The organism is Tardiphaga sp. P9-11, from assembly GCF_008329525.1.
Lineage (GTDB): Bacteria > Pseudomonadota > Alphaproteobacteria > Rhizobiales > Xanthobacteraceae > Tardiphaga.
On the sequence record NZ_NPKQ01000001.1, the window covers coordinates 922024 to 934091 of the forward strand.

At 61.9% G+C, this 12068-nt stretch carries 10 protein-coding genes; 4 read left to right on the top strand and 6 right to left on the bottom strand.

The genetic code is table 11. The features are described from left to right. Positions 1-273, bottom strand: a complete 273-nt coding sequence (locus CIW50_RS04255) for a BolA family protein (RefSeq protein WP_149529982.1) — start codon at positions 271-273, stop codon at positions 1-3. 137 nt (positions 274-410) lie between these two features. Here CIW50_RS04255 and CIW50_RS04260 point away from each other — a divergent pair, with 137 nt between their 5' ends. Both CIW50_RS04260 and CIW50_RS04265 read left to right on the top strand, forming a co-directional pair. Then, a complete protein-coding gene (locus CIW50_RS04260; RefSeq protein ID WP_149529983.1) occupies positions 411-1064 on the top strand; it encodes a J domain-containing protein in 654 nt (217 codons plus the stop codon). A 394-nt stretch (positions 1065-1458) separates the two neighbouring features. Next, positions 1459-2943 carry a L,D-transpeptidase family protein gene (locus CIW50_RS04265; protein ID WP_149529984.1) on the top strand — a complete coding sequence of 495 codons (1485 nt, stop codon included), beginning with the start codon at positions 1459-1461 and terminating at the stop codon, positions 2941-2943. A 29-nt stretch (positions 2944-2972) separates the two neighbouring features. On the opposite strand, the gene CIW50_RS04270 is transcribed toward CIW50_RS04265, so the two are convergent. Next, positions 2973-3680, bottom strand: a complete 708-nt coding sequence (locus CIW50_RS04270; protein ID WP_149529985.1) for an MgtC/SapB family protein — start codon at positions 3678-3680, stop codon at positions 2973-2975. 201 nt (positions 3681-3881) lie between these two features. Next, a complete protein-coding gene (gene secA / locus CIW50_RS04275) occupies positions 3882-6728 on the bottom strand; it encodes a preprotein translocase subunit SecA (RefSeq protein WP_149529986.1) in 2847 nt (948 codons plus the stop codon). Positions 6729-7123: 395 nt separating this feature from the next. Between secA and CIW50_RS04280 the strand changes: the two genes are divergently transcribed. Next, the gene (locus CIW50_RS04280) at positions 7124-8071 is read left to right on the top strand and encodes a peptidylprolyl isomerase (protein WP_149529987.1); all 948 of its coding nucleotides are present in this window, start codon (positions 7124-7126) and stop codon (positions 8069-8071) included. Between the two features lie 94 nt (positions 8072-8165). Here CIW50_RS04280 and CIW50_RS04285 read toward each other — a convergent pair whose 3' ends face one another. Further along, complete coding sequence (locus CIW50_RS04285) at positions 8166-8963, bottom strand: SDR family NAD(P)-dependent oxidoreductase (RefSeq protein ID WP_149529988.1); 798 nt, start codon at positions 8961-8963, stop codon at positions 8166-8168. 122 nt (positions 8964-9085) lie between these two features. Between CIW50_RS04285 and CIW50_RS04290 the strand changes: the two genes are divergently transcribed. Then, entirely contained in the window at positions 9086-10033 is a 948-nt protein-coding gene (locus tag CIW50_RS04290) for a GlxA family transcriptional regulator (RefSeq protein WP_149529989.1), read from the top strand. Positions 10034-10046: 13 nt separating this feature from the next. Here CIW50_RS04290 and CIW50_RS04295 read toward each other — a convergent pair whose 3' ends face one another. Both CIW50_RS04295 and CIW50_RS04300 read right to left on the bottom strand, forming a co-directional pair. Continuing rightward, complete coding sequence (locus CIW50_RS04295) at positions 10047-11009, bottom strand: acetyl-CoA carboxylase carboxyltransferase subunit alpha (protein ID WP_149529990.1); 963 nt, start codon at positions 11007-11009, stop codon at positions 10047-10049. A gap of 139 nt (positions 11010-11148) precedes the next feature. Then, entirely contained in the window at positions 11149-11799 is a 651-nt protein-coding gene (locus tag CIW50_RS04300) for a DedA family protein (protein WP_149529991.1), read from the bottom strand. Between the last annotated feature and the right edge of the window lie 269 nt (positions 11800-12068).

Here is a 12068-nt window from a genome sequence, read left to right on the forward strand (position 1 = left end):
CTAGCCCGCTTCTTTCGGCGTTTGCGGTTTCAGCGCCAGCGCATGGACCGTTCCGGCGAGTTCCGCCGTCAATAGTTCATTGATCATGCGATGACGGTCGATCCGGCTCTTCCCTTCGAAGGCCTCCGACACAATATTGACCCTGAAGTGGGTTTCACCCTCCGGGCGATGGCCCATGTGACCGGCATGCAGATGCGATTCATCGGTCACGTCGAGGCGCTGGGGCGCGAAAGCCTCTGTCAGCTTCTTTGTGATGTTATCTTTCATGGTCATGATGGCCGGCTTAGCGGTTTGCGCCGCTCATGGTCAATCACGATGTAGCGACCATATTGGTGCGGCGCAGTGCACCGAATGAGGTAATCGGAATGTCAAGACTTGAAGCTTTTTGCGTTGCGTTGTCATAGTCAGCTATGCCCATCGACTCATCCAAATTCTTCGACAGCATCCGTATCAAGCCGAACAAGCTGAGCGCGAAGCAGCAAGCTGCTGCGCGCGAGGAAGCTATTATGTGCGAATGGCCCGAGTGCAAGAACAAGGGCCCACACCGTGCCCCGAAGGGCCGCGCGCAGGACAAGGAATACTGGCACTTCTGCCTGAACCACGTCCGCGAATACAATCAGGGCTACAACTTCTTCCAGGGCATGGCGCCGGATGCGGTCGCCAAGTACCAGAAGGACGCGCTGACCGGTCACCGTCCGACCTGGAAGATGGGCGCCAACGGCTCTCCGGAGAAAAAGGCCGGGCAGCCCGACCTCGACGGTGCGATCGATCCGTTCGCCATGTTCAACGAAATGAACGGCATGGGTATGGGCCGTGGCCGGGCCCGCAAGCCGCAGGCGCCGATCAAGGAAGAAACCCGCAAGATATTCAATGCGGAGCGCAAGGCGCTGCAGGTGATGGGTCTCGGCCCCAGCGCCACGCTGGACGACGTCAAGGCGACGTACAAGGCGCTGGTGAAGCAGCACCATCCCGACGCCAATGGCGGCGACCGCTCCACTGAGGACCGGTTGATCGAAATCATCAAGGCTTACAACTACTTGAAGACCGTGGTCCGGGGGGCATAAGCGACGCTCCGGGTGTCGCCCCGGCGAAAGCCGGGACTCATAAGCCGTCGAGCCAAGTCCAGGCAGGACGTTGAGGCCTTTTTCCAACGAGGACGCCTGAGGTTATGGGCGCCGGCTTTCGCCGGGACGACAGGCGGGCGCCGAACCATTAAGCATAACCAGTCCACGCCCGCTTTATTTGCTTCTCCGCCAGATACCGCCGCAATTCCGCCCGGCCCGAGATCTTCAATCTCTGTTGACCATCGCTGGAATGGAACCTGCCGCTCACGGCCAGTTGCCTTGCGAGCAGGGGGCCTTAAGGCTAACATTTGCGTACGAATAAGGGCCAATTTGTCTTTATTCTGGGACTTCTGAACTTGGGGTGTCGGCGTCCTGCCGGCTGCGGAGCTTAGCTTTGAAACATCGCTCGCTTGTTCGCGCGCTGCTGACGTCAGTCGTACTTGCGACAGGCGTGGTGCTGGCCGGCTGCAACGGCGAAGACATGTCGCTCGCCAGCAATGCGAAGGCCAACCAGCCCGTTCCTCCCAAGCTCGTTGCCGAGATGACTGAAAAGGACATGGACCTGCAGTCGCCGATGCTGGTCCGTGTGTTCAAGCAGGAAGCCGAACTCGAAGTCTGGAAGCAGAACCGCTCCGGCCAGTTCGCGCTCTTGAAAACCTATCCGATCTGCCGCTGGTCCGGCGATCTCGGCCCGAAGGTCAAGGAAGGCGATCGTCAGGCACCGGAAGGTTTCTATGCGATCACGCCGGCGCAGATGAACCCGCGCTCGGCCTACTATCTGTCATTCAATACCGGTTTCCCCAACGCCTTCGACAAGTCGCTGGGACGCACCGGTTCGCAACTGATGGTGCATGGCGATTGCTCGTCGCGTGGCTGTTTTGCCATGACCGACGAACAGATCGCCGAGATCTATTCGCTGGGGCGCGAGTCATTCTTCGGTGGGCAGCGTTCGTTCCAGTTCGCGGCGTTTCCGTTCAAGATGACGCCGGTCAACATGGCCAAGCATCGCAATAACCCGAATATGCCGTTCTGGAAGATGATCAAGCAGGGCTATGATCATTTCGAAGTGACGCGGCAGGAGCCGAAGGTCGAGTTCTGCGAGAACAAGTATGTGTTCGATCCGGCCGCGCCTGCGGGATCGACCAAGCCGCTGGTGTTCAACGCCTCGGCCAAGTGCCCCGTCTATCAGGTGCCTGCCGAGATCGCCGATGCCGTCAGCGCGAAGCAGGCGCAGGACGATGCCAAGGTCGCCGAACTGGTTGCCAAGGGCACGCCGGTCGCGCAACGCCGTCCCGATATCGACGGTGGCATGAACCGCGTCTTCGCCGCCAAGCTGCCTGATGCCTCCACTGGCCTGTCGGATCCGGAGCCGTCGGGTGTGCAGACCGCCGCCTATTCGCGTGCACCGGGCACCATTCCGCCGCACGTCAATCCGCCGAAGGCGACGGCTGCGACGACAACCTCCTATTCGGCCTCGCTGTTCGCTGCATCGGAAGAGCCGGTCGTCGCAGCGCCCTCCACCCGCGTTGCTTCGGCCTCGTCGGATGGCGGCTTCTTCAGCAATCTCGCCAAGAAGGTCGGTATCGGCGGCTCGGACACGACAGCGACCACGACGACTGCGGCGCCAGCCACCGCTGTGCCGACACCGGCCGCGAAGCCGAAGGCTCCAACCGCTGCCAAGGCTGCCCCTGCACCCGCCGTAGCCGCGAAGCCGGCCCCAGCGCCTGTCGTTGCCACCGCGCGCCCGCCGCTCAAGCCGACGCTGTCGGCCGAACCGTCCGCTCCGGCCTCCGGTGGCGGCGCCGGCATAGCGCTGTCAGGCGCTGCTCCCGTGGTTTCGGCGAATTCGTTCTCGGATCGCTTCTCGGCGACGCGCTAAGCGCGCCTCGCTCCCCGCAGATATATCGCTCACGTGTGGTTGGCGCCGTTGTCGCTGACGCGTTTGACGATACTGACCTGACGCACGCCATCAAGCTCCTGCAGCTTCGAAGGATAGCTCGCGATATCCTGTGACGACACCTTGCTGAGCAGGATCGAAAGCTGGTCGCTGCCTTGGGGATCGCGGCTCTCCACCAGGAAGCGTTTCACCTGGCCAGCTCGCAGCGACAATGTCTCGCGCAGCAATTCCGGTGTCAGGCCATTGTTCTCGACCTCCACCTTCAGCATGCAGGTCTGGTTGCGCGAGCGATAGGCTTCCTCAAGCGGCTTGATACCGACGAGGATGATCAGGATGATCACCGTCGATGCACCGGCCGCGAGATACAATCCACCACCCACCGCAAGGCCGATCGCCGCCACCGTCCAGATGCTTGCCGCCGTGGTCAGCCCCTTGACGATTTCGCCGCGCGCCAGGATCGATCCCGCGCCGAGAAAGCCGATGCCGGACACGACCTGCGCTGCGATGCGCGATGGATCGAGCACGACATTGGATTGCGTGAGCAGGATGTTCGAGAAGCCATATTGCGAGACCAGCATGATCAGGCAGGAGCCGACGCAGACCAGCATATGGGTGCGAATGCCCGCGGCCCACAGCAGCCGCTCGCGCTCGAAACCGATCAGGCTGCCAAGCGCGGCGGCGGAGATCAGTCGGATCAGCATTTCGGAATTGGACATCATCGGCACGCCCCCTCATTCCTGCGGCCGTTCGTGTCGGCGCGATGAACAGGCTAATCCTCTGCGACGTGTTGTCCAATCGTCGTCGGCGCTCTCCAGCGCAGTGCTTTGCTGCGCGAATGCGTGGAACCAACAGCCCAAAAGAAAAATCCCTCCCGCAAGGGAGGGATTTCAGATGGTTTCGCGATCTACCCGGTGGTCTGCTTACGCATACCGCCCGTGGCAGTGCTTGAACTTCTTGCCGGAGCCGCAGGGGCAGTCCTCGTTGCGGCCGACCTTGCCCCAGGTGTCCTGGTTGTTCGGATCGCGGGCGACGGCCGGCTGCTGCTGGCCCATCGGGGTGAGCGCTGCATTGGCGAAGGCCATCTCGTCTTCGCCGGTGTTGTAGTCGAGCTTGTGGGCTTCCATGACAGGCAGTTCGGGTTGCACGTCCGGAGGCACGATTTCGACGCGCATCAATTGCGCGGTGACGGCTTCGCGCAGATTGGAGATCATGGCCTCGAACAGGTTGAAGGCTTCCGCCTTGTACTCCTGCAGCGGATCGCGCTGGCCGTAACCGCGCAGGCCGATGACCTGACGCAGGTGATCCAGCATCACCAGATGCTCGCGCCACAGATGGTCGAGCGTCTGCAAGAGGATCGTCTTCTCGACATAACGCATCACGTCGGGGCCCCACTGGGCGACCTTCGCAGCCATGTGTTCGTCGGCCTTCTGCTCGATGCGGTTGAGCAGTTCCTCGTCGGCGATGCCTTCTTCCTTGGCCCATTCGTCGACCGGAAGATCGAGATCGAGCACGCGCTTGAGCTCTTCCTTCAGGCCGGCCACGTCCCACTGCTCGGCATACTGGTTTTCCGGCACGTGTTTGGTGACGAGGTCCTCGACGAAAGCGCGGCGCATGTCGTTGACGGTCTCGGCGACGCTGTCGTTCTGCATCAGATCGACGCGCTGCTCGAAGATCACCTTGCGCTGATCGTTCTGCACGTCGTCATATTTGAGCAGGTTCTTGCGGATGTCGAAGTTGCGCGCTTCGACCTTCTGCTGGGCCTTCTCAAGTGCCTTGTTGATCCACGGATGGATGATGGCCTCGCCTTCCTTGAGGCCAAGCCGCGTCAGCATCGTATCGAGACGATCCGAACCGAAAATGCGCATCAGGTCGTCTTCCAGCGATAGGAAGAACTTGGAGCGGCCGGGATCGCCCTGACGACCGGAGCGGCCGCGGAGCTGGTTATCGATGCGGCGTGACTCATGGCGCTCGGAGCCCATGATGTAGAGGCCGCCGGGCTTCTCGACGGTCTTGGCCGGCTTGTTGCCCTTGGCGGGCTCGATCTCGACCACTTCCTTGGCGTTCAGCACGATCTCGCGGAACTTCTCGATCTCGGCCTTGATCTCGGCGATCTTGGCGGCCTTCTCGGCCTCGTCGGCGATGTCGGCGGTCTCGATCTGCGCGCGCATCTCCAGCGAGCCGCCGAGTTTGATGTCGGTGCCGCGGCCGGCCATGTTCGTGGCGATGGTGATGGCGCCGGGGACGCCGGCTTCGGCGACGATATAGGCTTCCTGCTCGTGGAAGCGCGCATTCAGCACCGCGAACAGTTTCGCTGGCTTGCCGGAACGCGCAGCCGCGTAGAGCTTGTCCATCGCCTTCGGGTTGGTGAAGTCGATCAGCTTGTAGCCGTGCTTCAGGAGATACTCGCCGAGCACTTCGGACTTCTCGATCGACGCCGTGCCGACCAGTACCGGCTGCATCCGCGCATTGGCGCGCTCGACCTCGGCCATGATGGCCGCATGCTTCTCGTCCTGGGTGCGATAGACCTCGTCGTCCTCGTCGAGGCGGCCGATACCGACATTGGTCGGCACTTCGACGACTTCGAGCTTGTAGATGTCGAACAGTTCGTCCGCTTCGGTCAACGCCGTGCCGGTCATGCCGGCCAGCTTCTTGTACATGCGGAAGTAGTTCTGGAACGTGATCGAGGCCAGCGTCTGGTTTTCCGGCTGGACCGTCACATGTTCCTTGGCTTCCAGCGCCTGGTGCAGGCCTTCCGAATAACGGCGGCCCTGCATCATGCGGCCAGTGAACTCGTCGATAATGATCACTTCGTCGTCGCGGACGATGTAGTCCTTGTCGCGGGTGAACAGCGAGTGGGCGCGCAGCGCCTGATTGATGTGATGCACGACGGAGACGTTCTCGACGTCGTATAGCGTCTCGCCCTTGAGCTGGCCGGCGTCGCGCAGCAGGGTTTCGATCTTCTCCATGCCAGCTTCGGTCAGCGTCACGGTGCGCTGCTTCTCATCGACCTCGAAGTCGGTGATCTTTTCGAGCTTCGGCAGGAAGGTGTCGATGGTGTTGTAGAATTCCGAGCGGTCGTCGAGCGGCCCGGAAATGATCAGCGGCGTACGCGCTTCGTCGATCAGGATCGAGTCGACTTCGTCGACGATGGCATAGAAGTGCTTGCGCTGGACCATGTCCTCCAGCCGGTACTTCATGTTGTCGCGCAGATAATCGAAGCCGTATTCGTTGTTGGTGCCATAGGTGATGTCGCAGGCGTAGGCCGCCTGGCGCTCGGCATCGTCAAGGCCGTGCACGATCACGCCGGTGGTGAGGCCCAGGAACGAGTAGATCTGACCCATCCAGCCGCTATCGCGCTTGGCGAGGTAATCGTTGACGGTGACGACATGCACGCCCTGGCCGGCCAGCGCGTTGAGATAGACGGCGAGGGTGGCAACCAGCGTCTTACCTTCGCCGGTCTTCATCTCGGCGATGTCGCCCTCATGCAGCACCATGCCGCCGATCAGCTGGACGTCGAAGTGACGCTGACCGAGGGTGCGCTTGGCGGCTTCGCGGACGGTGGCAAAAGCGGGAACCAGCAGGTCGTCGAGGCTCTTGCCTGCGGCAATCTGTTCCTTGAACTCGGTGGTGCGCGCTTTAAGCGCATCGTCGGACAGCGCCGAGACTTCCGGCTCCAGCGCGTTGATCGCGGCGACGCGCGATTGATATCCCTTGACGCGGCGGTCGTTGGCAGAGCCGAAGAACTTGCGGGCGAGCGCGCCGATCATCACGAAATCCTGTCTTTAGCAGTACGACCCGGAGGCCGTGGAAAGCAGTGCGGCCCGAGGGCCGTGGAATGGTGCAGCGGATCGCCCAGCTTCGTCATATCCAAAGTCTGTGGCGGATTGCCGTCTGGACCCCAATGGGGAGAGCCAAAAAAGCAAGACCCCGGGAGATGAGTGAGAGCAGGGCAATCAGGGGTTCAATGACCACGGCGCGGCCGAAATCGCGCCTTCGCCACCGGCCCGGTCGGGGAGAGATATGGCCCGTGTGGGGGGTTGTCAACGGCGCGAACCTGTCAAGGATTTCATCATTTTGACAGAGTTTTCGCGTTGCCAAGACGGTACGTTTGGGAGAGTGTCCGCCGTCCCCAACAGGCTCTTATCCGAGATAAGGATTTTCCATGACCTTCGTATCGCCCGCTCTTAAGCCGGGCCTGCGCCCGGGCCGCACTCTGGCTGCCCTGACCGGCGCCGTTGCGGTGGCCTTCCTCACCAGTTTCCCGGTTTACGCGCAGGACGCCAATCCGGTCCTCGCCAAGGTCAACGGCCAGGAAATCCGCCAGAGTGACGTCACCATTGCCGAGGAAGAGCTCGGCCCGAGCCTCGCCCAGATGGATCCGGCGACACGCAAGGACAACGTGTTGTCGTTCCTGATCGACATGAAGATCGTCGCCAAGGCCGCCGAGGACAAGAAGATCGCCGACCGCGACGACTTCAAATCCAAGCTGGCCTTCGCCCGTAACCGCCTGCTCATGGACAACCTGCTGGCCGTCGAGGGCAAGGAAGCCATGACCGACGACAACATGAAGAAGGTCTATGAGGACGCGGCCAAACAGATCACCGGCGAAGCTGAAGTCCATGCCCGCCACATTCTGGTGGAGACCGAAGCCGAGGCCAAGACGGTCGCAGACGAGCTGAAGAAGGGCGCCGATTTCGCCGAGCTCGCCAAGAAGAAGTCGAAGGATCCGGGCGCGGCCGATGGCGGCGATCTCGGTTTCTTCACCAAGGACCAAATGGTGCCGGAATTCTCGGCGGTCGCTTTCACGCTGGAGCCGGGCAAGATCTCGGATCCCGTGAAGTCGCAGTTCGGCTGGCACATCATCAAGGTCGAGGAAAAGCGCAACCGCAAGGCGCCGGAATTCGATCAGGTGAAGCCGCAGATCGAGCAGTATGTGGTGCGCAAGGCGCAGGCCGACTACGTCACCAAGTTGCGTGAAGGCGCCAAGGTCGAGCGCATGGACCAGGCTGCTGCGACGCCTGCCAAGCCTGCTGATGCTGCGGCACCTGCACCTGCCACCAAGGACGCGCCGAAGCCGGCCGACAGCAAGATGGCCCCGGCCAAGAAGTAAGTTCGGGAATTGAGAAGCCCGCCCTCTTTCGAGAGGGCGGGCTTTTTGCTGCCTGCGCGCGGTTTCAGGTCTGTGTCTCGGCGACACGCTGCCGCTACGTCACGTGGTAGCGCGGCGCCGGCTTCGAATGGCCAAACTTGGCGGAGAGGGCGCGGCGATCGGCCTCAAATCTGGTCCAGTCGTCGCCATCCTGCAGACCCGGAATGGTGACGCGTTCGCCCTGATCGAGACCGGCCAGCGCCGCATCCACCATGTCGTTCACATGCATGACGATGGCCTGATCCATATTCTGGTGCGGGAAGCCCGCGATATCCCAGAACTCCGTGGCCGTTGCACCCGGCAACACCGCCTGTACGCGGACTCCCTTGTCGGCCAGTTCATGCACCAGCGAATGGCTGAAACTGAGCACATAAGCCTTGCTCGCTCCGTAGACGCCATTGAGCACCTCCGCGGCAATGCCGACGATCGAGGAGATGTTGATGATCGTGCCTGTGTTGCGCGCAACGAAGCCGGGTACCGCGGCATAGGTCAGCCGTGTCAGCGCGGTGACGTTCAGCGTGATCATGTCTTCCATTTTGTCGACATCGGCATTGAGCAACGGTGCCACCGCGCCGACGCCGGCATTGTTCACCAGCATTGTGATGCTCGCATCGTCGCGCAGTACAGCTTCGATCCTGGCAAGATCGGCCTTGTCGCCGAGATCGGCGGCCAGCGTGCGGATCGATCGTCCCGTCTCGCTGGTCAGCCGTTTGGCGAGTGCCGCGAGCTTGTCCTGATTGCGTGCCACCAGAATGAGATCATAGCCGCGCTTGGCCAGGCGGTCCGCATAGACGGCGCCAATGCCCGTCGAAGCGCCCGTAATCAGTCCCGTACCCTGATGTGAAACAGTCATTGTCGTTCTCCTGAATGCTCTCGGCCGTCGCAGCCGTGTCAGGAAACCTAGTCTTGCGCGTTCGCGTCTCAAATGTCATATAAACGACGTTTTAGGACGTATTGTCCCGCGGGAGTGTGCATATGCAGCGCATCGGCCTTGTTGTTTCCCCGGGGTGCTCGCCCATCAGCCTTGCGGCGATGTCGGTCTTTGAGCTGGCCAATATGCTGACCGATCCACCCACCTACGATCTACATGTGTTGTCGGAGCGGGGCGGTCAGGTCGGCACCTCGCTGGGCATGAGTTTGACCACCGAACCGTTCAATGCGGCTGATGCCTATGACACGCTGATCATTGCCGGCGGTCTGACGGTCGAATCCGCGACGCCGGGCCTGATCGATTTCGTGCGACAGGCGCCCAAACATGCGCGGCGTGTTGCGTCTATCTGTATCGGCGCCTTCGTGCTCGCCGAAGCCGGCATTCTCGATCAACGGCGCGCGACCACGCACTGGTTCTATGCGCGCGACATGCAGAAGCAATTTCCGAAAGTGAAGGTGGATGAAGACCGCATCTTCGTGAATGACGGTCCGGTCTGGACCTCGGCCGGCATGACCGCGGGCATCGATCTCGCACTGGCGATGGTCGAGGCCGATCTCGGCGAGGACGTCGTACGCAACATCGCGAAAAAGATGGTCGTGTATCACCGCCGCGCCGGCGGCCAGTCGCAGTTTTCCGCGCTGCTGGAGTTGGCGCCGAAGTCGGACCGTATCCAGAAGGCGCTCGCTTTCGCGCAGGACAACCTGCAGAAGCCGCTGACGGTGAATGATCTCGCCGATGCCGCCAGTCTCAGCCCGCGCCAGTTCAGCCGCGCCTTTCATGCCGAGACCGGGCAGTCACCTGCAAAGGCCATCGAACATCTGCGACTGGAGGCCGCGCGGTTGATGATGGAGCAGAGCCGGCATCCCATCGACACCGTCGCGCAACTGACGGGGTTTGCCGATCGTGACCGCATGCGCCGCGCGTTTCTGCGCGCTTACGGCCAGCCGCCGCAAGTGATCCGCCGCAGTGCGAGGTTACAGATCGACGTGTGAGACGAACGTCAGATCAGCCGATCTTGCGGCCGATATCCAGAAACTTCTGCCGGCGCTGCTGGCGGATGGTGGTCGCATCCATGCCGCGCATGTCGTTGAAGGCCTGGGCAATGGCGTCGCCCGCGGTGGCGATCATGGCGGCGGGATCGCGATGGGCGCCGCCCGGCGGCTCTTTCAGGATGGAGTCGATCACGCCGAAGCGCAGCAGATCCTGCGCGGTGATCTTCATGTTGGTTGCCGCTTCCTGCGCCTTCGAGGAATCGCGCCACAGGATCGAGGACGCGGCTTCCGGCGAGATCACGCTGTAGATCGCATGTTCCAGCATCAGCACCTTGTTGGCGGTGGCAATCGCGATCGCGCCGCCCGAACCGCCTTCACCGATGATCACGGCGACATTGGCGACGCCGAGGCCGAGGCAGGCATCGGTCGAGCGCGCGATGGCTTCAGCCTGGCCGCGCTCTTCGGCGCCGATGCCGGGATAGGCACCCGCGGTATCGACCAGCGACAGCACGGGAATGCCGAAACGGTCGGCCATCTCCATCAGGCGCACCGCCTTGCGGTAGCCTTCGGGGCGGGCCATGCCGAAATTATGCTTGAGGCGGCTTTCGGTGGTGTTGCCCTTTTCCTGGCCGAGCACGCAGACGCTCTCGCCGCGGAAACGGCCGAAGCCGGCCACCAGCGCTTCGTCCTCGCCGAATTTGCGATCGCCGGCCAGCGGCGTGAATTCGGTGATCAGCGCTTCCACGTAATTCATGCAATGCGGGCGCTGCGGATGTCGCGCGACCTGGGTCTTCTGCCACGGCGTCAGGTTCGCATACAGTTCGTGCAGCGCCGCGACGGCCTTGTCCTCGATGCGCACGATCTCCTCGCCGATGTCGCTGCCGCCGGCAGCCAGCGTGCGCAATTCATCGATCTTGGAATCCAGCTCGGCGACGGGCTTTTCAAAGTCGAGATAGCTGCGCATGGGTTCGGACATTCACTGGATATGGGAAGGACAGACGGCGGGCGAAACTGCCGGTGCAGGCTTTTCAAGTCAATCGGGGTTGCAAGTCAAGCCGCGAGGGCGTCATTTGCTCTGAAAAATCAAAGAGATATTTCAACGTTCAAGCGCCTTTTTATGACGATTCCATTGCTGTGTTGCGCTTGCGGCGATGCCACCACCAGATGGCGGCGCCGGTCAGCGCGGCGGTTACGACCACGGCCTGAATCCAGTAGTGTTTGGCTTGGCCTTCGAGGCCGGCGATGCCGCCATAGCGATCCAGGACCGATACTGCGAGCACGCCGGGCAGCACATGCGCCGGCGCCCAGAGCAGTGCTGCTGGGATGTTCACGGCATAGAATTTTGCCGGCGTAGTTCCCAGCGCGCCGGCCGTAACCGGCACGAAAGCGCGGATCGGCGGGACGAAGCGGCCGAAGAAGACGGCCAGCGTGCCGAAACGGTGGAAGAAAGCCTCGCTCTGCGCCACGACGCCCGGATAGCTCGACAGCGGCCACGCATCGAGCAGTTGCCGCTGCCGGATATGCCCGATCCAGAATGCGCCCCCGTCGCCGAGTACGGCGCCCGCCACGGCGGCCACCAGCACCGCGACCAGATCGAGGTCACCCGCCGGGATCAGAGCGCTCAGCGCGAGAATGATGGTGGTGCCGGGGATGAAGGTGCCAAGCACCGGCACCGCCTCGAGCAAGGCGGCGAGGAAGACAGTGAGGTAACCCAGCCAGCTATGCGCGGCGACAAATTGGGTCAGGGATTCAATGAAGGACGTCACGCATATCCGATCCGGCGCCAGGCGCCTCAATCAATGGTCATCACAGTATAGGGATTGAAAATGGGGTCGGGACGGTCGGACCGATGAATTCGGATGCAAATTCATCGACATGGAGCATCGGCTGATTCGCAGGGCAGACTTCCAAAAATCGCTATGACAACCTATCTCAATGATAACATTCGGGAACTTTGATGAAGAGCTGGGCTTTGTCCCGCCGCGGCTCTCTGCTACGTTCCACGAAGCACCCCATCCGCAGCCGTTTTTAGACT